Origin of the sequence: Streptomyces thermocarboxydus (assembly GCF_024760485.1) — a bacterium.
GTDB lineage: Bacteria > Actinomycetota > Actinomycetes > Streptomycetales > Streptomycetaceae > Streptomyces > Streptomyces cellulosae.
This window is the reverse complement of record NZ_CP058273.1, coordinates 2,320,659-2,341,152: the sequence shown is the minus strand read 5'-3', so window position 1 is coordinate 2,341,152 and position 20,494 is coordinate 2,320,659. Positions and strand designations below refer to the sequence as shown.

General features: G+C 71.9%; 15 protein-coding genes. 11 read left to right on the top strand and 4 right to left on the bottom strand.

Features of this window, described 5'->3' with window-relative positions; all coding sequences use genetic code 11:
* The 3 genes from rplU (at position 1) to obgE (ending at position 2,139) form a co-directional block, all read left to right on the top strand.
* The gene (gene rplU, locus AY578_RS10845) at positions 1-321 is read left to right on the top strand and encodes a 50S ribosomal protein L21 (RefSeq protein WP_006132815.1); all 321 of its coding nucleotides are present in this window, start codon (positions 1-3) and stop codon (positions 319-321) included.
* A 14-nt stretch (positions 322-335) separates the two neighbouring features.
* Positions 336-590: a 50S ribosomal protein L27 gene (rpmA, locus tag AY578_RS10840; protein WP_019523100.1), complete on the top strand. Its 255-nt coding sequence runs from the start codon at positions 336-338 to the stop codon at positions 588-590.
* Positions 591-693: 103 nt separating this feature from the next.
* Positions 694-2,139 (top strand): GTPase ObgE, encoded by a 1,446-nt coding sequence (obgE, locus tag AY578_RS10835; RefSeq protein ID WP_019523101.1) that lies wholly within the window; start codon positions 694-696, stop codon positions 2,137-2,139.
* 74 nt (positions 2,140-2,213) lie between these two features.
* Here obgE and AY578_RS10830 read toward each other — a convergent pair whose 3' ends face one another.
* The 3 genes from AY578_RS10830 to AY578_RS10820 form a co-directional block, all read right to left on the bottom strand.
* Entirely contained in the window at positions 2,214-4,391 is a 2,178-nt protein-coding gene (locus tag AY578_RS10830) for an acyltransferase family protein (protein ID WP_161231233.1), read from the bottom strand.
* Between the two features lie 228 nt (positions 4,392-4,619).
* Positions 4,620-6,299: a hypothetical protein gene (locus AY578_RS10825; RefSeq protein ID WP_258902299.1), complete on the bottom strand. Its 1,680-nt coding sequence runs from the start codon at positions 6,297-6,299 to the stop codon at positions 4,620-4,622.
* Positions 6,300-6,364: 65 nt separating this feature from the next.
* A complete protein-coding gene (locus tag AY578_RS10820; RefSeq protein ID WP_136239030.1) occupies positions 6,365-7,351 on the bottom strand; it encodes a CDP-alcohol phosphatidyltransferase family protein in 987 nt (328 codons plus the stop codon).
* Positions 7,352-7,800: 449 nt separating this feature from the next.
* Here AY578_RS10820 and AY578_RS10815 point away from each other — a divergent pair, with 449 nt between their 5' ends.
* The 3 genes from AY578_RS10815 (at position 7,801) to AY578_RS10805 (ending at position 13,092) form a co-directional block, all read left to right on the top strand.
* Positions 7,801-9,480 carry a stealth family protein gene (locus AY578_RS10815; protein ID WP_370879101.1) on the top strand — a complete coding sequence of 560 codons (1,680 nt, stop codon included), beginning with the start codon at positions 7,801-7,803 and terminating at the stop codon, positions 9,478-9,480.
* Positions 9,480-11,186, top strand: coding sequence for a stealth family protein (locus AY578_RS10810; RefSeq protein WP_019523106.1), 1,707 nt, complete (start codon positions 9,480-9,482; stop codon positions 11,184-11,186). The genes AY578_RS10815 and AY578_RS10810 overlap by 1 nt, the downstream gene beginning before the upstream one ends.
* Before the next feature lie 283 nt (positions 11,187-11,469).
* Positions 11,470-13,092, top strand: coding sequence for a phosphodiester glycosidase family protein (locus tag AY578_RS10805; RefSeq protein ID WP_019523107.1), 1,623 nt, complete (start codon positions 11,470-11,472; stop codon positions 13,090-13,092).
* Between the two features lie 6 nt (positions 13,093-13,098).
* On the opposite strand, the gene AY578_RS10800 is transcribed toward AY578_RS10805, so the two are convergent.
* Positions 13,099-15,225 carry a hypothetical protein gene (locus AY578_RS10800; RefSeq protein ID WP_420341309.1) on the bottom strand — a complete coding sequence of 709 codons (2,127 nt, stop codon included), beginning with the start codon at positions 15,223-15,225 and terminating at the stop codon, positions 13,099-13,101.
* Positions 15,226-15,512: 287 nt separating this feature from the next.
* Between AY578_RS10800 and proB the strand changes: the two genes are divergently transcribed.
* From proB to AY578_RS10775, 5 genes are all read left to right on the top strand, one after another.
* The gene (gene proB, locus AY578_RS10795; RefSeq protein ID WP_019523109.1) at positions 15,513-16,619 is read left to right on the top strand and encodes a glutamate 5-kinase; all 1,107 of its coding nucleotides are present in this window, start codon (positions 15,513-15,515) and stop codon (positions 16,617-16,619) included.
* Positions 16,620-16,752: 133 nt separating this feature from the next.
* On the top strand, positions 16,753-17,223 hold the full coding sequence (locus AY578_RS10790; protein WP_052183367.1) for a DUF8830 family protein: 471 nt from the start codon (positions 16,753-16,755) through the stop codon (positions 17,221-17,223).
* Between the two features lie 105 nt (positions 17,224-17,328).
* The gene (locus AY578_RS10785) at positions 17,329-18,615 is read left to right on the top strand and encodes a glutamate-5-semialdehyde dehydrogenase (protein WP_026243565.1); all 1,287 of its coding nucleotides are present in this window, start codon (positions 17,329-17,331) and stop codon (positions 18,613-18,615) included.
* A gap of 75 nt (positions 18,616-18,690) precedes the next feature.
* Positions 18,691-19,239 (top strand): SCO2584 family spore wall biosynthesis protein, encoded by a 549-nt coding sequence (locus AY578_RS10780; RefSeq protein ID WP_019523112.1) that lies wholly within the window; start codon positions 18,691-18,693, stop codon positions 19,237-19,239.
* 87 nt (positions 19,240-19,326) lie between these two features.
* Entirely contained in the window at positions 19,327-20,403 is a 1,077-nt protein-coding gene (locus tag AY578_RS10775; protein ID WP_019523113.1) for an SCO2583 family membrane protein, read from the top strand.
* The last annotated feature ends 91 nt before the right edge of the window (positions 20,404-20,494 follow it).

Here is a 20,494-nt window from a genome sequence, read left to right as displayed (position 1 = left end):
GTGTACGCCATCGTGCGCAGCGGTGGTCGCCAGCACAAGGTTGCTGTCGGCGACATCGTCGAGGTTGACAAGATTTCCACCGCCAAGGTCGGCGACACGGTCGAGCTCTCGACCCTGCTCGTCGTCGACGGCGACTCCGTGACCAGCGACCCGTGGGTGCTGGCCGGGATCAAGGTCCAGGCCGAGGTCGTGGACCACCACAAGGGCCAGAAGATCGACATTCTGCGCTACAAGAACAAGACCGGCTACCGCCGTCGTCAGGGCCACCGCCAGCAGTACACGGCGATCAAGGTCACTGAGATCCCCGCGGCTGCGAAGTAAGGGACTGAGGAGAGATGGCACACAAGAAGGGCGCATCGTCCACCCGCAACGGTCGTGACTCCAACGCTCAGCGCCTCGGCGTGAAGCGCTTCGGCGGTCAGGTCGTGAACGCGGGCGAGATCCTGGTCCGCCAGCGCGGCACCCACTTCCACCCGGGCGCCGGCGTCGGCCGTGGCGGCGACGACACGCTGTTCGCGCTGCAGGCCGGTTCGGTGCAGTTCGGCACCGCTCGTGGCCGCAAGGTCGTGAACATCGTTCCGGTCGCCTGATCGGACACTTTCGCGAGGCGGACCTCACTTCCCCCACGGGAAGCGGGTCCGCCTTTCGCGTGTTACCCAAGAGACAACCCCGTAGTAACTGGAGGCACATTCCATGACCACCTTCGTGGACCGCGTCGAGCTGCATGTCGCCGCGGGTAACGGAGGTCACGGCTGTGCCTCCGTCCATCGCGAGAAGTTCAAGCCGCTCGGCGGCCCCGACGGGGGCAACGGCGGACGCGGCGGCGATGTCATCCTCACCGTCGACCAGTCCGTGACCACCCTGCTCGACTACCACCACTCGCCGCACCGCAAGGCCACGGGCGGCAAGCCCGGCGAGGGCGGCAACCGCTCCGGCAAGGACGGCCAGGACCTGATCCTGCCCGTGCCGGACGGCACCGTGGTGCTCGACAAGGCGGGCAACGTCCTCGCCGACCTCGTCGGCCACGGCACCTCCTACGTCGCCGCCCAGGGCGGCCGCGGCGGGCTCGGCAACGCGGCCCTCGCCTCGGCACGCCGCAAGGCCCCCGGCTTCGCGCTGCTCGGCGAGCCGGGCGACCTGCGCGACATCGTCCTGGAGCTGAAGACCGTCGCCGACGTGGCCCTCGTGGGCTACCCCAGCGCCGGCAAGTCGTCCCTGATCTCCGTGCTCAGCGCCGCCAAGCCGAAGATCGCCGACTACCCGTTCACCACCCTGGTGCCCAACCTCGGTGTGGTGACCGCCGGTTCGACCGTCTACACCATCGCCGACGTCCCCGGCCTGATCCCCGGCGCCAGCCAGGGCAAGGGCCTCGGCCTGGAGTTCCTGCGCCACGTCGAGCGCTGCAGCGTTCTGGTGCACGTGCTGGACACCGCCACCCTGGAGTCCGACCGCGACCCCGTTTCCGACCTCGACGTCATCGAGGAGGAGCTGCGCCAGTACGGCGGCCTGGACAACCGGCCGCGGCTCGTCGTCCTCAACAAGATCGACGTGCCCGACGGCAAGGACCTCGCCGACATGGTCCGCCCCGACCTGGAGCAGCGCGGCTACCGCGTCTTCGAGGTGTCCGCCGTGGCCCACACCGGTCTGCGCGAGCTGTCCTTCGCGCTCGCCGACCTGGTGGCCAAGGCGCGCGAGGCCAGGCCGAAGGAGGAGGCGACCCGTATCGTCATCCGTCCCAAGGCGGTCGACGACACCGGCTTCACCGTCACCCGCGAGGAGGCCGGCGGCGAGCTGGTGTTCCGCGTGCGCGGCGAGAAGCCCGAACGCTGGGTGCGCCAGACCGACTTCAACAACGACGAGGCCGTCGGCTACCTCGCCGACCGGCTCAACCGCCTCGGCGTCGAGGAGCAGCTGATGAAGGCGGGCGCCCGCGGCGGCGACGCCGTCGCCATCGGCCCCGAGGACAACGCCGTGGTCTTCGACTGGGAGCCGTCCGTCAGCGCCGGCGCGGAGATGCTCGGCCGCCGCGGCGAGGACCACCGCTTCGAGGCGCCCCGCCCGGCCGCCCAGCGCCGCCGCGACCGCGACGCGCAGCGCGACGAGGCGGAGCGGGAGTTCGACGGGTTCGAACCGTTCTAGTCCGCACCGCGAGCACCGCACACACAGAAGGGCCCGTTCCGACCGGAACGGGCCCTTCTCGTGCGTACGGCGGCTCAGTCGCCGGGCGTCCGGCTCAGGTCCGCCCCGTAGAGCCCCAGCAGCCGCTCCTCCACCAGCGGGGTGAGGGCCTCGACGTAGGCGTCCGCCAGGTGACCGTAGTCCCGGTACACCAGCGTGTTGCCCACCACGACCGGGCAGTTGCCGGACGGGGCGCAGATCCAGGGGGCGGGGTCGATGAGCGCCACGTCCTCGGCGGCCGCCGCCTTGCGGATCGCCTTGGTCACCGAGGGCTGCTTGTCGGCCTCGGACAGCTTGTTGGCGCACTCGGACAGGTTGTCCGGGTTGGCGACCGCGCAGTCCACCGAGTTGTTCTTCGGCCAGGGGTTGTCCAGCAGCGTGAGCACGCGGGTGCGGCCCCGCTGGAGGATCCGGTACGTCTCGGCCTGGCCCTTGCCCCACTCGGTGGCGGTGTCGCCCTCGCCCCACAGCTTCGCGGAGTTGGAGCTGGAGGTGACGACCAGGTCCGGCTCCATCGCGCGGATCTTGTCGATGGTCACCTCACGCCAGTCGTCGCAGGACGAGTACGGGCCGTTGTTGTAGGCGATGGTGATCTGGGAGACCTTGCAGGCGTTCTTGGTGAACGAGTACAGCTTCCAGCCGTGCTCGCGGGCGATCGCGTCGAACGCCGGGAACCACTGGGCGACGTGCGAGTCGCCGAACAGCACCACGCTGCGGTCGCCGTTCTTGTCGCCGTAGAGACACGGCTGCGTCTGCTTCTCGTCCGACATGGTCAGCGCGCAGTCGTCGTTGTAGACGGCCGTCCGCTTGTACGCCACGTCGTGCACGTTCGGCGACAGGTTCGACGGCATCTTGTCCGCCGGGTTCTGCAGCAGCCGGGTCAGCGCCGCCTGCGGGTCGGGAGCCTGGGCGATCGCCTCCTTGGTGTTCTGCTGCGCGCCGCCCGACGACAGGCTCGGCGGGAACTGGGCGGCGACCAGCGCGGCCACCGCCGCGACCGCCGACAGCCCCAGACCCAGCGACAGACCACGGGCCGCGTGCGCCTTGAACGCCCGGTGGAACCGCATCGGGTCCTCGACCAGCTTCAGCGTCAGCCAGGCCAGCACCAGACCGCCCAGGGCGGCGATCAGCCGCAGCGGGCCCTCGTGCTCGCCGAACCCGGCGGCCGCGGGCACGATGACGATGAGCGGCCAGTGCCACAGGTACCAGGCGTACGAGACGCCGCCGACCCACACGGCGGGACGCAGCGACAGCACCAGGCCCGCGCCGTACCGGCCGCCCGCCGCGCCGCCCGCCAGCACGGCGGCCGCGCCGAGGACGGGGACCACGGCGTTGGTGCCGGGGAAGACGGTGTGGTCGTCGAAGGCCACCGCCGCGTACGCGATGGCGGCCAGGCCGGCCCAGCTGAGGGCCGCGGCGACCGGGCGCGGGATGTCGTCCAGCCGGTGCGCCACCAGCGCCAGCAGGGCGCCGACCCCGAGCTCCCAGATACGGCCCTGCGAGCCGAAGTAGGCCCAGGACGGGGACGTCTCGGTGAGGTTCAGGTTCACGGCGAAGGACGCGGCGGCCAGGGCCAGCAGCGGAATCACCAGCAGGGCGCGGCGCCGGAAGATCTTCAGCGCGACGATCAGCAGGACGGGCCAGATCAGGTAGAACTGCTCCTCCACCGCCAGCGACCAGAAGTGCTGGAACGGCGACGGCGGCACGTCCGTGTTGAAGTAGTCGGTGCCCGTGTCGGCCAGCCGGAAGTTGACGACGTACCAGGCGGAGGCGATGGCGTCCTTGGCGTAGTCCGCGAACCGCAGCGGCCCCAGGAACAGCCACGACCCGGCCAGCGTCGCCATGACGACCAGCGTGGAGGCGGGCAGCAGGCGCATGGCCCGGCGGGCGTAGAAGCGGCCCAGCGAGATCCGGCCCTCGCGCTTCCACTCGCGGAGCATCAGCGAGGTGATGAGGAAGCCGGAGATGACGAAGAAGACGTCCACGCCGACGAAGCCGCCGGCCAGGGACGACACACCCGCGTGGGCGACCACCACGAGCGTGACCGCGACGGCGCGCAGTCCCTGGATGTCCAGCCTCAGTCCGGCGCCGCCGCCCGCCGGGGCGGGCCTACTGCCGGAGGGCGGTGCGGGGGAGTCGCCCCGTGTGTGGGGGACGGGCGGGGCACCATCTGCTGACGGCCGCGGTGGGGACGCGAGATCGCGGGCGGACAATTCGGGGATTCTCCTTGTTCGGGGAGCGTCTGCGAGACGTGAGAAGTCTGCGACACGGACCGGGGCGAGGCGCCGCCGGGACCTGCTGACGCCGGTGATCGACGCGGAGTCAGACGCTCGAGCGTATCTCCGCACAGGGCGGGACCCGTCGCATCTTCTGTCGCATTGTCGTAACAAGTGACTCACGAACGCCCGTGGGCAGTGGTGTGAGCCGGGGCCTCCGCCGGGTCAGCGCACTCTGCCGAGGGCGACGCGCCCGGCCTTCTTGGTGAACAGGGCGCCGCCCGTGCTCATCGTCACGTATATCCGGTACCGGCCGGCCGGGAGCGCGGACACGTCGACACCCTCGTCCCCGGGCGTGGTGAAGTACCCGAAGGGATAGGCGCCGATGTCCCCGCGGCCCCGGTGCGCGCGCACCACGGCCGCGTTCTTCCTCGCCTCGAGGGGGAAGGAGAAACAGCCGCGTCTGCCCTGGAGGACCAGGTAGTAATGGGCGTGGCCCTTCTTGTCGGCGTTCCTGCCGGGGAGGAAGAAGACGCCCTCGGCGTGCGCCGTGCGCTCCCGCCTCCAGGACTTCTCCAGCGAGAAGCGCACACCGCCGGTGTCCTCGCCGAGGATGTGCCGCTTGGTTATCTTCACGCCGTTCCCGCCGCCCCGGACCAGCAGTTCGCTGTCGCCGAGGGCCTGGCGCGCGTCGAGCGGCCGTGAGGCGATGAGGCGCGTGCGCCGCTCCATGCCCTCGTCGGGGCTCGACACGATCACGGACGCCTCGTACGTGCCCCGGGGCAGCGCGGTGAGGTCCAGGCCGTCCGGGGTGGCGAACCCGCCCTGCTCGTACGCGCAGACGTACTCGTCGAAGTACTCCCGGTACAGCCGCGGCTCCTTGGTGGACGTCAGCGGGAACGTCCAGCTCCGGCCGTGCCGCTCCAGGACGAGCCGCTTCTCCTCGTCCTTGACGCCCTCGCGGGAGACGCCGGGGAGGAAGGCGTGCCCGCTCAGCCGGAGCCCGCCGCCGTCGGCGGCGGCGCGGGTGAGGACCGCGAGCGCGGTGTCGGACTTCCGCAGCCGGTCGAGGTGGTCGGCCGCCTTGTCCTCGTCCTCGGGGCCCGGACCGATCCGGACGTCGCCCCAGCGCGGGGCCACGCCCTCGGTGAGCGCGTACACGATGCTCAGGATCGAGGACATGGCCTGGCGGACCACCTCGTCGTGGCGCCGCACCGTGGGGGAGTCCACGAAAAGGAAGTTGAAGTTCTCGTAGGACCGCAGCGCGGGCAGGTAGTGCTTCACTTCCTGCTCGTACTGGTAATCACCCGGAGAAGAGATCACGTAGATGTTCCGGGCGAATTCCGTGTCCTTCTCGAGGAGATCCCTCATCACGGAATCCATGATCGCCACATTCCCGGCCGGCTGGCCCTCACCGAGAACGGCGTCGCCGAGCTGCCCGTGACCGTGCGAGTAGCTGCCCAGGAAGTACTGGGGAGTCGACGCGACGATGTTCCGGTAGTCGTACTTGATGCCGTAGTACAGGGCGGCGCTTCCGCCCTTCGACGCGCCCAGCAGGGTCACCCCGTCCCGGGACACGCCCAGCCGCTCCATGAAACTCCTGATGAGCGACTGGACGGACTCCGACACCGAGAAGTCCATGTCCCGGGCGACGTAGTACGAGGCCCCGCCGTCGAAATGGTCGCGGATCCGCAGAATGTGGCACTGGACACTGTCCAGTGCGTCGCCGAATCCGTACCTGCTCCCCACCGACGAGAAGACCACGAGGAGATTGCGGTGGTCCCCGCGGGCCGGGCGGAACTGGAATTCGACGGGCCACTTCCCGTGCACCTCGGTGGCCTCGGTGAAGACGTGCCTCCGCTGTGCCGCGTAGTTCGGTGACAGCGCCGGGAGGGTCTCGGTCATCGGATCTGCGCACTCTCTGCCGGGGTCGTCTGTGTTCGTCCTTCCGCCGGGCGGCCTTCTCCCTCTCAGACCAGCGTGGCCTGCTCCGACGGGCTGGACGTCTCGGACTTCATCTCGGCCTCCAGACGGTCGTACCGGGCCATCGTGCGCTGGAAGGCGCGCGTGGCCAGGAGGAGGCGGTAGACGACGAGCACCTCGAAGGCGAGGAGCAGGACGCCCGCGGCGACCGTCGGCCAGAAGATCTGGTTGAGCAGCGGCGCGACGATGAAGATCGTCATCTGGAACTCGATGCCGCTGAACAGATGGATGCGGATCCGGTGGCTGACGAGGAAGTCGCGCAGCCGCACGTACCCGGGCAGGCGCGTGATGAACGTCTTGGCCGGGGGCACGACATGCGCGGGGGCGGCAGACGCCGTGGCGGAGGCCGCGGAGGCGTCGCCGGCCGTCGGCTGGGCGGGGACCCTGGCGGCCTTCACCGGGGTGTCGTCGGCGTCGTCGTCCGAGCCGTTGTTCTGGGACGGGTCGATCAGGCCCAGTTCCTCGGCGCGCTCACGCTGGCGCCGCCGCATGTTCAGGCGGACCTTCCATATCTCCAGCGCGTCCATGTAGCGGAGCATGTCGAGGAACACCACGGCCACGGCGAGCCATATGTAGGTGACGTCCTCCGACTGCCGGTACTGCCCGCCCATCAGGGCGACGGCGCACGCCAGCACGCGGACGCGGTCGAAGATGTAGTCCAGCCAGGCGCCGAACGCCGAGCCCTTCCCCGTCAGACGGGCGAGCTTCCCGTCCATACAGTCCAGGATGAAGCTGACGTGGTAGACGACGGCTCCGGCCACCAGCCACTGCCAGTCACCCTGTGCGAAGCAGGCAGCCGCCCCGAGTCCGAGCACCAGAGCGGCCCAGGTGATCTGGTTCGGGGTCACCCGTGTCCACATGGCGGTCCAGCGGACAAGAGGGGTGGCGACGGGATCGACCAGGAGAACGGTCCACCAGGCGTCTCGCTCTTTCTCCGTGAGGCGGCGGACTTCGGGGAGTGAAGGTACACGCATGACCGTAAGTCTGCATGCTCGCCCGAACACTCTGCGCTCAAACGCGAGTGTGTGCTACGTCACGAATATGATCGCCGGGCCACCGGGAACGGTCGGAATCTTGAGAGGGGTGGATAAGTCCGAAGAATACCCTTACGGGAGATGTAAGTGCCGGAATTGACGGTCGCAAACGCAAGCAACGAAGGTGTGAACTCCGCCCGTCGTGGCGGCCCATGTCATCGAACAGGAATGTGACACCGTTGCTGTAAACTTCCCCCCTGCGGCTTGACCCTGGCAGAGCCTCGAGCGCTCCGCGTGTGGCGCCGTATGGGGGTACAGCGCTCGTTGCCGCTGGTCGCCTTGACACCCCCATCATGTAGGCCACGTCGGGACTCGCCGAAAGGTTTGGGATTGAAGTGAGTGTGCGTACCCGCATCGGAAGCAGTCTGAAGTCGCGCACCAAGAGCGCGATGCAGGCGCAGAAGCGCCGGGCGTGGTTGTTGCGGGTCACGCGGCAGCGGCAGGGCCTGCTGCGCTCCGACGCGGGTGTGCGTCAGGTCTCGTTCGACGGCGAGCCCCTGTGGGGCCGGGTGGTCGACGGGTTCACGGCGGCCGGCTCCGCCGCGGACAACCTGGCCCTGGTCGCCGACGCGCTGGAACGCGCGGAGATCTCCTACTTCGTGGTGCCGGGCGTGTCCCGGACCGCGTGGGCGCTCGGTGTGCGCGAGTCCGACCGCGAGGCCTTCCTGAAGTCGATGCGCGAGCTGTACGCGGGCACGGTCGTGTTCGCGGCGCGCCCCCGTCCGGGCGGTGTGTCCGACTTCTCGCTGTACGCCGACGAGGTGTGGCCCAAGTCGCTCTCGACGGCCCCCGTGATGCGCTTCGGCGTGGTGCGTCTGGGCCCGGCAGGACAGGTCCTGGGCGGTCCGCTGCTCGGCTGCGACGTGGAGTTCTGGCAGGACGGCGCCGAGGTGCTGGCCGGCCCCGAGGCGGAGGCGGAGCTGGCGCGCGTGTCGCCGCAGGCCTCCGCGGACGTGCTGGCCGACTCCCTGGTCGCGCCCCGGCGCAACCGGATATCGGACGTCATGCCGACCAGCGAGCAGAAGTCCGCGAAGATCACGGTGCAGGGCCGCGACTACCCGACGTTCGCGCCGTTCACCGTGACCACGGTGGAGGACGTGACGTTCCCCATCGACGTCGTCTACACCTGGGTCGACGGCGAGGACCCCGAGCTGCGCGCCAAGCGGCAGAAGTACAAGAGCGAGGGCGTCCCGGCGATCCTCGACAAGGAGACCAACGAGTCCCGGTACACCAGCCACGACGAGCTGAAGTACTCGCTGCGGTCGCTGGAGATGTACGCCGACTTCGTGCGGCACATCTACATCGTCACCGACGGCCAGAAGCCGGAGTGGCTGGACGCCGACGCGCCCGGCATCACGGTCGTGGACCACAAGGACATCTTCCCCGAGGGCGTCCTGCCGGTCTTCAACTCGCACGCCATCGAGACGCGTCTGCACCACATCCCGGGACTGTCGGACCACTACCTGTACTTCAACGACGACGTGTTCGTCGGCCGCAGCGTCACCCCGCAGCACTTCTTCTACGCGAACGGCATCGCCCGCATCCCGTTCTCGCCGCTCAAGGTCGGCGTCGGCCAGCCGCACGGGGGCGAGACCGCGACCAACTCGGCCGGCAAGAACGTGCGCCAGCTGCTGCTGAAGGCCCACGACCGGTTCATCACGCACAACTTCATGCACACCCCGCTGCCGCAGGTGCGGTCGGTGCTGCAGGAGCTCGAGGAGATGTTCCCCGAGGAGGTCGGCCAGACCATGCGCTCGCGCTTCCGGTCGCCCGACGACATCGCGATGACCGCGTCGATGCACTACAACCACGCGTACATCACCGGCAAGGGCGTCCCCGGCAAGTTCCGCTTCCGGTACGTCAACATCAGCCGGGACGACGCGGACCGCCGTCTCGAGGGCATCCGGGCCAAGCGCAACTACGACTTCTTCTGCCTGAACGACGTCGACGTGCCGCCGGAGCAGCGCGAAGAGGTCACCGCCCGCATGTTCTCCTTCCTGGAGGAGTACTTCCCCTTCCCGAGCTCCTTCGAGAAGGCTCCTGAAAGCACCTCCTCCGGGAAGCGTTGATGGCACCGGCCTCCCGGCGGATCCGCCGGCTGGCACGCCGTGGGCTCGGCGCCGGCCGCATGGTGCGCGACCGGGCCTCGGCGGTGCGCCTCGCACGCCGGCGGCAGCAGCTGCTGGGGTCCGACGCGGGTGTGCGTCAGGCGACGTTCGACGGTCAGCGGCTGTGGGGCCGGGTGGCCGACGGGTTCACGGCGGCCGGCGCCGCCGCGGACAACCTGGCCCTGGTCGCCGACGCCCTGGAGCGCGCGGGCGTCTCGTACTTCGTGGTGCCCGGTGTGTCCCGGACCGCGTGGGCGCTCGGTGTGCGCGAGTCCGACCGCGAGGCCTTCCTGAAGTCGATGCGCGAGCTGTACGCGGGGACGGTCGTGTTCGCGGCGCGTCCCCGCTCCGGCGGTGTGTCGGACTTCTCGCTCTTCGCGGACGAGGCCTGGCCCACGTCGCTGTCCAAGGCCCCCGTGCTGCGTTTCGGCGTGGTGCGTCTGGGCCCCGCAGGACAGGTGCTGGGCGGTCCGCAGCTGGGCTGCGACGTGGAGTTCTGGCAGGACGGCGCCGAGGTGCTGGCCGGCCCCGACGCGCAGGCGGAGCTGGCGCGTGTCTCGCCGCAGGCCTCCGCGGACGTCCTGGCCGACTCCCTCGTGGCGCCGCGCCGCAACCGCATCGCCGACGTGGTGCCGACCTCCGAGCAGACGCCCGCGAAGATCACCGTCGCCGGGCGGGACCACCCCACCTTCGCGCCGTTCACCGTGACCACGGTGGAGGACGTGACGTTCCCCATCGACGTCGTCTACACCTGGGTCGACGGCCAGGACCCCGAACTGCGCGCCAAGCGCCAGAAGTACCGGGGCGACGGCGACGCCGGCATCGCGGCCCGCGAGGTCGGCGAGTCCCGCTACACCAGCCATGACGAGCTCAAGTACTCGCTGCGGTCCCTCCAGACGTACGCCGGCTTCGTCCGGCACGTGTACATCGTCACCGACGGCCAGACCCCCGAGTGGCTCGACCCGGACGCGCCGGGCGTGACCGTGGTCGACCACAAGGACATCTTCCCCGAGGGCGTCCTGCCGGTCTTCAACTCGCACGCCATCGAGACGCGCCTGCACCACATCCCGGGACTGTCGGACCACTACCTGTACTTCAACGACGACGTGTTCGTCGGCCGCAGCGTCACACCCCAGCACTTCTTCCACGCGAACGGCGTGGCCCGGCTGCCCTTCTCGACGTACCAGATCGGCGTCGGCGCCCCGCACCCGCAGGCCTCCGCCCCCAACTCGGCCGGGCGGAACGTGCGCAGGCTGCTGGAGGAGACCTACGGGGTGTCCATCACCCACAAGTTCCTGCACACCCCGCACCCCCAGCGCCGGGACGTGCTGAACGACATGGAGCGGGACTACCCGGAGGCGATCGAGCGGACCATGCGGTCCCGGTTCCGGTCGGTCGAGGACGTGGCGCCGGCCACCTCCTTCCACCACCACCTGGCGCTGCTCACCGGCCGCGCCGTCCCGGCGAAGTTCAAGTACCGCTACGTCGACGTCGGCAAGCCCCACCTGGAGGAGCGCGTCGAGTCCCTGAGGGCGCGCCGCGGCTACGACTTCTTCTGCCTCAACGACGTGGACACGGCCCCCGAGCGCCGCGACTACGTGCGCTCCTACGTCCACGACTTCCTGGAGTGGTACTTCCCGTACCCGAGCTCCTTCGAGCGCGCCTGACGGCACCGCACCCGGACCCCTCGGCGGGCCTTTGCGCGTCCCCACGCGCGGCGGCCCGCCGTCGCGTTCGGTGAGGTCCCCGTCCGAGGGCAGACCCCCCAGCCGGGGCCTGCACGAGCCACTCATATGATCTTGTTTCCGTCGCGGAACCTTCACGCTCCCGTCATGCGGATGAGTGCTGCCCGGATCCTTCCGGTGGCGGCCGCCCCCCACCGTTGTCACCCCGCCCCCCTGCCGCCGCGGGGACACGGGTCCCGTCCGTTCCTCCTGCCAGTTGGTGTCAATGATCAAGAGACTGTGCGGTGCCGGGCTCGCCCTGGCCGTAGGCGTCGTCGTCATGGTGAACGTGCCGTCGCTCCAGACGTCCTCGGCCGCGAACCAGGGGCAGAACGCCCTGCCGCTGGGCCCCTCCGGCCTGAAGGAGACCCGCACCACGCGGACCGTGCAGCCGGGCGTCAGCCTCACCCGCATCGTCCGGGGCGCCAAGGATCCCGCCCTGCGCTGGACGGTCGAGGTCGCCGTCCCGGGCGGTGACACCTCACCGGACCCGGATGCTCCGCCGACCGTTCTCAAGGACAGGCCGAGCGCCGAGGAATGGGCCGGCGACCTGCGTCGGGACGGCTTCCGGGCGCGGACCGAGCAGGTGACGACACCGGAGGTGGCCGACTACGCCGGAGGCACCCTGGGCTGGCGGGTCCGCGTCGGATCGTTCGGCTCGCAGTCCGCCGCGAAGTCCGAGCGCGCCCGGCTCAAGGCCGCCGGGTACACCGGGACCGTCGTGCACACGGGCTGGGACGGTGACGTCACCGCAAAGGGTCCGTGGCGGCTCGACGTGCTCACCGTCGACCCGGACCGGTTCCGCGGCAGCCTCCGGGCGTCGTACGGCGCCGACCTGGAGAACATCGAGACGACCAGCGAACTGGCCGAGGAGGCCGGCGCCGTCGCCGCGGTGAACGCCGGGTTCTTCGTCTTCGACCCCGACGCGGGCGCCCCGGGCGACCCGGCCGGCACCGGCGTCTACGACGGGCGGCTGCTCAGCGAGCCCGTGAACGGACGCCCCAGCCTGGTGGTGCACGCCGACGGACGGGGGACGGAGATCGTCCGGTACACCTGGGAGGGGCGCGTCGTCCGCGGGGACACCGCGCTGCGTCTGACGGGCCTCAACCGGGTGCCGGGTCTGATACGCAACTGCGGCGGCTCCGCGGACGACACCCCCACCTCCCGGCCGCTGCACGACGTGACCTGCGTCAACGACGACGAACTCGTCGCCTTCACCCCCCACTACGGGAAGAGCACCCCCGAGGGCGACGGGCTGGAGGCCGTGCTGGACGCCGACGACCGGGTCGTGGAACTGCGCTCCCCGCGCGGCGGACCGCTGCCGGAGGGAGGCAGCTCGGTCCACGCGACCGGGCGCCGCGTCGCCGAGCTGACCGGCCTCGCCGTGACCGGGGAGCGCCTGCGCCTGGAGACGGCCCTGCTGGACGAGAGCGGACGCCGGACCGAGCCCGCGCCCGGGACCGGCGTCCTGAACGGCGGCCCGGAACTCGTCCGCGGCGGCCGGATCCACGTCACCCCCGCCACCGACGGCATGGTGCGCCCGGACGACCCGAGCTTCTACTACGGGTGGGCGCACAAGCGGAATCCGCGCACGTTCGCCGGGGTGGACGCCGACGGCCGCACCGTGCTGGTCACCGCCCACGGCCGCACCGCCGACGCCCTCGGGCTCAGCGTCCTGGAGAGCGCCGAGGTCGCCAGGGTGCTGGGGCTGCACGACGCGGTCAGTCTCGACGGCGGCGGCTCGACCACGATGGTGGTCGACGGCGTGGTGCTCACCACGCCGTCCGACTCCACCGACGAACGGCCCGTCGGCGACGCCCTGCTGATCATGCCGCCGCGCAGGGACTGACCGGCCTCAGGCGAGCTGTCCCGGCCGTTCCGGCGCGGGCAGCGTGATGCGCTCGGGCGTGGGGCGGGCCTGGCGCGGTGCCGGGACTCCCGTCGCCGTCCGGCCGGTCGTCCGGGCCCTGTGCGCCGCGGCCTTCGCACCGAGGACGCGTACGGCCTCGGCGAAGCGTTCCTGGGACGAGGGCTCGGTCGGGCCCAGCAGGTGCAGGCGCAGCTCCGCGCGCGCCTCGGCCAGGTGGTCCTTCTCCGGGTGCCGGACCGTCTCCAGCAGGGCGGGCACGCCCGTCGCGTCCGGGGTGAGGACGGTCGCCGCCGTCACCGTCGGGAAGCGGGCGCGGAACGTCTCCTCGGTGAGACCGCCGGTGTTCGTCACCGCGTACGGCTTGCCGCTCGCCAGGAAGTCGCTGATCACGCTGGACACGTCGCTGATCAGCAGGTCGGCCGTGTCGAAGCAGGAGTACAGCGAGGGGCGGGCGTCCTCGACGACCTGGTGCTCCCACTCCGGCAGCGACGCCCAGTACGCCTTCTCCCAGGCCCGCGTCGCCCGCGCCACCGCCTCCGCGCGGCCCGCCGGGGGAACGGACTGGACGAGCATCCGCTCCGCCTGGTCGGCGCCCTCACGGAACTCCGCGGCGGTCAGCCGGTCCAGCTCGGCGGTCCGGGCCGCCAGCTCCTCCGAGGAGGAGGGGCGCGGACCGGAGCGGACCCGGTTGGCCGCGCGGACCAGCTCCCGGATGCGGCGGTCGGCGGCGCCCGCGCGCGGGTCCACCGAGCCGGTCAGCGGGTGCGGCTTGTACAGCAGGCGCACACGCGGGTCCCCGAGCAGCGCCCGCACCAGGTTCTCGCCGGCCTCGATCAGCGAGGTGTTGCCCGGGTTGCCGTCCCAGCCCTCCCAGGTCGGCGCGTACAGCACGGTGAGGTACGCGCCCGTCGGCGGCCCCGCGTACGGCCGGACCGCGTCCAGCTGCGGGCGGCCGACCTCCACCACGTCCTTGTCCTCGACCCCGACCTCGGCCAGCGCGTACCGCTCGCGCGCCGCCGGACCCGCGACCCACACCTCGTCGTACGCCTTCGCGTACGGGTTGCAGGAGGACAGCTTGTCGCTCTCCCCGTGGTTGACGAAGGCGTGCTTGATCGTGGGGATGCGCAGCACCTGCGAGGTCTTGCCGGAGTTGGACGGGTGGATGAGCACCTGGAGCGTGGAGTGCTCCAGCCGCATCAGCGTCGGCACCTTCGGCAGGCACACGATCGGGATGTCGGTCGCCGGGATCCGCGACACCATGAACCGCTCGCGCAGCACGATCAGCGGCCGGCCCTCCAGCCGGGCCAGCGGCTCCAGCCACATCCCCGCCTGGTAGACGGAGGACGGCCCGCCGGAGAAGTACAGCCCCACGGTGGGCCGGTACTCGGCCAGCCAGGCGTCGAACCAGGCGAGCACCTCCTGCTCGCCGGCCGGACGCCTCCCGGGCAGCAGCCGCAGCGACAGCACGGCCAGACCGCCCAGCGCGAGCACCAGCGACAGTCCGGTCCCGGCCGCCGCGTACCGCGCGTCGTCCGTCACCGCCGTCGCCGTGAGACCGGCCGTCGCGGGCAGCCCGAACACCAGCAGCCGGTGCCCGGGGCGGCGCAGCAGCGCGGGCGGGGCGGGGGACAGACGCAGCGCCGAGGCGTCGATGTTGCGGGTCACCACCGGCAGCGTGCGGGTGCGGCGCACCAGCACGGACACCGCCTGGATCGCGCAGTGCAGGGCGTAGCACAGCAGCAGACCGGCGAGCAGCGACGCGTACTGCGTCTCGCGGTGCTGCTCGCCGAGCCGCAGCAGGCCCACCACCAGCAGCAGGTCGCGCAGCACATGGCGGACGGTGACATCCGCGTGCGCCTTGGCGAACAGCGCCGGCACCCCTCGCTGCCAGCGGTACAGCACGCCCTCGACGGCCAGGGAGAGCGCGGTGGCGGCCAGCAGCAGCGGCACGTGCGGGGTCAGCGCCGCCACGGCCTGCACCGCGTAGGCGCCGGCCAGGACGGACGCCGTGAGGAGCGTGGCGAGCGCGGGGCGGCCGGGCGCGCGGAGCAGCGGGAGGCGGGGGCGGCGGAGACCCGCCCTGAACCGCCGACGGGACGTGGGTTGGGGCACTGCGGTCACTCCAGGGTCGTGAGGGACGTGCGCCAGGATTAACGGCCGTCGGCCCGCAGACGACACGCGCGGGTCGCGCCGCCGCAGGCCAGGCGGTGTCGCACAGGTGTCCAGAGCTCGGGTCGCACGGACGGAGTACGGCGCCCCGCGGGCCGGCCGGCCGTGTCCGGCGCGGTGTCCGGAGGCTGGACCGCCGAGCGTCCTTCGGTGCGCTTCGCGTAGATTGCCTGCCGGGCGAACGATCGACGTGAGGGAGCGAAGGCAAGGTGGCAGGGGCACGGCAGACCGTGGGCGAGGCGCGCAGGATCGTCGTCAAGGTCGGCTCCTCGTCGCTGACCACCGCCGCGGGCGGACTGGACGCCGACCGTGTGGACGCGCTCGTGGACGTCCTGGCCAAGACCAGGAGCGGAGGAGAGCGGGAGATCGTCCTCGTCTCCTCCGGCGCCATCGCCGCCGGGCTCGCCCCGTTGGGACTGCGCCGCCGCCCCCGCGACCTGGCCCGCCAGCAGGCCGCCGCCAGCGTCGGCCAGGGCCTGCTCGTCGCCCGCTACACCGCCTCCTTCGCCCGCTACGGCGTCCGCGTCGGCCAGGTGCTGCTGACCAGCGACGACATGAGCCGCCGCGCCCACCACCGCAACGCCTCCCGCACCCTGGACAAGCTGCTCGCGATGGGCGCCCTCCCGGTCGTCAACGAGAACGACACGGTCGCCACGGACGAGATCCGCTTCGGCGACAACGACCGCCTCGCCGCGCTCGTCGCCCACCTGGTCCGCGCCGACCTGCTGGTGCTGCTGTCCGACGTGGACGGCGTCTACGACGGCGACCCGTCCCGGCCCGGCACCTCACGGATAGCCGAGGTCAAAGGCCCCCAGGACCTCGCCCATGTGGAGATCGGCAGCGCCGGCAAGGCGGGCGTCGGCACCGGCGGGATGGTCACCAAGGTCGAGGCCGCCCGCATCGCCGCCGCCGCGGGCATCCAGGTGGTGCTGACCAGCGCGGTCCACGCGGCCGAGGCGCTCGGCGGCGGCGACACCGGCACCTACTTCCATCCCACCGGGCGCCGCTCCGCCGACCGGCTGCTGTGGCTCCAGCACGCGTCCACCCCGCAGGGCTCGCTCACCCTGGACGACGGCGCGGTCCGCGCGGTCGTCCAGGGCCGCAAGTCGCTGCTCCCGGCCGGCATCGCGGGCGTCGAGGGCGACTTCAACGCGGGCGACCCGGTGGAGCTGCGGGACCGTGAGGGACGCGCGGTTGCCCGCGGGCTCGTCAACTTCGACGCCAAGGAGATCCCCCTTCTGGTGGGCCGCTCCACCCGTGAACTCGCGCGGGAGCTCGGCCCCGGGTACGAACGTGAGGTCGTACACAGGGACGATCTCGTGGTCCTGCATCCGTAATGCCCCAGAACGTCGGCCCTCGGTGGTGGACGTTCCGCGAAATCGCCCCGAGATCCGCGACGGCCTGCTCAACTTTGTCGCAGGGACAAATTCCGCCCGGGGCCCGGGCGGTCCGTGTGTGAAGGAGGCCGTCGTGAGACGAGTGCGCCCCGGGACGACGGTGTCCCACGGTGGCCGCGGCTCCCGTGCGGCGGGCGAGGAGCGCGCCCTGACCAGCGTCGCGGCCGGGGACCGGCACCGCGGCGGCGAGGCGCGCGACCTGCCCCGCCTGTGGCACGTCACCCTCAGCGTGTCCGGCGAGCCCGCGCCGGTCGCGGAGGTCCGCCGTGCGCTGGAACAGCTCGCGCATGACCATCCGTTCCTGCTGACCAGCCGCTACGCCGACGACCACGCGGAGATCCGCTACTGGGAGGAGGCCCGCGACCTGCACGACGCGGCCGCGGTGGCGCTGCGCCTGTGGGGCGAGCACCGCAGGTCCGCGGGACTGCCGCCGTGGGAGATCGTGGGCCTGGAGGTCATCGACCGCGCCACCTACCGCAGCCGCGTCGCCGCCGGACACGGACCGGTGCCGGCCACGCCGGTCGGGGTGCACCCGTTCCCGTAACCCCTGGAGCCCCGTCCGTCACACCCGTTTTGACCGTGAATACCCCTGTCTCGGGGTGTGGGACGAACGCCTCCGCAGCGCGGCGGGCACACTACGCTTCCCTCCATGACCACGCTCTCGCCGTTCGACTCGATGTCCCCGGTCAGCCAGGCCGCCTACCGCGCCAAGGGCGCCGCCGCCACCCTCGCGCCGCTGCCGCGCGCCGCCAAGGACGACGCGCTGCTCGCCATCGCGGACGCGCTGGAGGTCCGCACGAGCGAGATCGTCGAGGCGAACGCCCAGGACGTGGCGAAGGCGCGCGAGGCCGGCACCAGCGAGGGCATGATCGACCGGCTCACGCTCACCCCGGAGCGGGTCCGCGCCATCGCCGCCGACGTGCGCGACGTCGCCGCGCTGCCCGACCCGGTCGGCGAGGTCGTCCGCGGCCAGACCCTGCCCAACGGCATCGACCTGCGTCAGGTGCGCGTGCCGCTCGGCGTCGTCGGGATCATCTACGAGGGCCGGCCCAACGTGACGGTCGACGCCGCCGCCCTGTGTCTGAAGTCCGGCAACGCGGTCCTGCTGCGCGGCTCCTCCTCCGCCTACCGCTCCAACACCGCGCTGGTCCGCGTGCTGCGCGACGCCGTGCACGGCGCGGGCCTGCCCGCCGACGCCGTCCAGATGGTGCCCGGCGAGAGCCGCGACAGCGTGCGGGAGCTGATGCGCGCCCGCGGCCTGGTCGACGTGCTGATCCCGCGCGGCGGCGCCTCGCTGATCAACACGGTCGTGCAGGAGTCCACGGTGCCCGTCATCGAGACCGGCACGGGCAACTGCCACGTCTACGTCGACGCCCAGGCCGACCTCGACATGGCCGTCGACATCCTGGTCAACTCCAAGGCGCAGCGCGTCGGCGTGTGCAACGCGGCCGAGACGCTGCTGGTGCACCAGGACATCGCCGCCGAGTTCCTGCCCCGCGCGCTGGACGCCCTCGCCGACGCCGGGGTCACCGTGCACGCCGACGAGCGCGTGATGGCGTACGCCAAGGACTCCCGGGCCACCGTCGTGGAGGCCACCACGGAGGACTGGGAGACCGAGTACCTGTCCTACGACATCGCCGCCGCCGTGGTCGACTCCCTGGACCGGGCGGTCGAGCACATCCGGCTGTGGACCTCCGGCCACACCGAGGCCATCGTCACCACCTCGCAGCAGGCCGCCCGCCGCTTCACCCAGTTGGTGGACTCCACCACGGTCGCGGTGAACGCCTCGACCCGGTTCACCGACGGCGGGCAGTTCGGCTTCGGCGCCGAGATCGGCATCTCCACGCAGAAGCTGCACGCCCGCGGCCCGATGGGCCTGCCCGAGCTGACCAGCACCAAGTACATCGTCACCGGCGACGGCCACATCCGGCGCTGAGCCGCGGTGTCCGGTGGGCGGACGAATTTCCGTACCGTCTGCCCAAATTGCCCCCCCCAGGTCTACCCTGGACGCGTGCCGGAGGACGTGGGGGGCACGCCGTTCCCTGACGGCTGGAAGCCCGACGACGACGACCACGACCGCGGGGTGTCGGACGAAGAGTTCGCCTCCGTGGTCTTCGACGAGGCCTTCGTACAGGCGGCTGCGGTGCACGAGCCGACCGCCGTCGAGCGCCTCCTGGCCGCCGCGCAGGCCAGAGCGGAGGCCTCCGAGGCCGAGGCCCACCGCGCCCGGCGGCCCGGCGACGGCTACGGCGGCTACCGCGCCGGTGGCTGGGACCCCGACGACGAGGACGCCGACGGCCTGGACGCCGCGTACGGCTCCCCCTACGGCAGACAGGTGCGCTGGCACCGGCCGGTCGCCTGGATGCTCGCCCTGGTGATGGGCATCGGCATGGTCGCGCTCGCCTTCTCGGCGGTCTACCGGGGCGGCTCCGCGCAGCGCCAGGAGCCCGCCCCGCCGCCCGCCACCACCGGCGTCGGCCAGGGCGCCGCCGCCTCGCCCTCCGCCTCGGCCGACTACTCCCGGCCGGCCGTCCCCGTGATTCCTACCGGCGGCCCCTGAGACCGCCTCGGGGCTTGGTGAGAACCTGTCACAACTTGGGTCCCCGGCGGGCGTTTACCGGCACCCTGCCAGACCCACCCTGAAGGTATGGGAGAGCCTTCGGACCCGCCCGAGGGGACACCCGAGGGAACCCCCCGAGGCGGCGACGACGAGTACCGGTCCGTCGTCTTCGACGAGACCTTCGTGCGGGCTGCCCGGCTCCAGGAGTTCTCCGCGCAGGAGCGCATCACCGACCACACGCCCGCCGTGCGCCGCCTCCCACCGGCCCGCCGCGGCGGCCTCTCCCGGCAGGCCCTCGTCCTGGTCCTGCTGATCGCCGTGGCCTTCGGCACCGCCGTCTACATGGGCGTACGCCACCCCTACCGCACCCCCGCCGCCGAGCGGCCCGCGGAGCCCTTACGGATGACCGTGGTGCCCCTCGCCCCCGAGAGCCCGGTGCCCGGCGCCCGCGACGTGGAGCAGCTGTACGCGCACAGCCCCGCCGCGCACTTCCGCGCCGGCGCCGAGGGCGTCCCCCTCCCGCCGACCCGCCGCACCGCGAACTTCACCGACGACCAGGTGGTGTCCGCGCTGCTCACCGCCCGGGACTACGTCGTACGCTCCGCCCTGGACCCGGCCGTGGTCACCGGCGGCGAGACCCGCGCCGTGCGGGTGCTGCTCGACTCCGGCCAGCAGGAACAGTTCGACGAGAGCATCGACCGCCCCGCCGCCGACGGACGCCACGCGGTCACCGGCTGGCTTGTCCGCTTCGACCCCGCCCACGTACGGCTCGCCGACCCGGACATCCGGGTCCGGGGCACCCTCCAGGCCGCCGAGACCGACTCCGGGACGCTGGAGGTCACCACCGACCACACCGTCGTCTACGCGCTCCGTCCCGCCGGCGCGGACCGGGACGCGGAGGCGTCGCTGTTCACGGTCCGCCGCGAGCTGCGCTTCCGCTTCGACCGTGAGGACCTGCGGCTGCACCAGGCCGAGCTGGTCGTCTCCCACGTCCAGGCGGGCCCTCAGTCCTGCGCCCTCGACCCGGCCGCGCGCCTGCACCCCCTGCTCGCCGGCCAGCGCGCCCCGCACACGCCCCCGCCCGGCACCGACCCCTACGCCCCCGACACCACCACCCCGGCCCTGTGCGGCACCCTGGCGGAGACGGCCCAGCCCCGGCTGTGAGGCTCGGCAGGCCGCCGGTTCATGCGCCACCCCCGCCAGGCAGCGGCCGGGAGCGTCTTTGTGCCAACGGTGGCGGGCCGGAGCGCCCGGT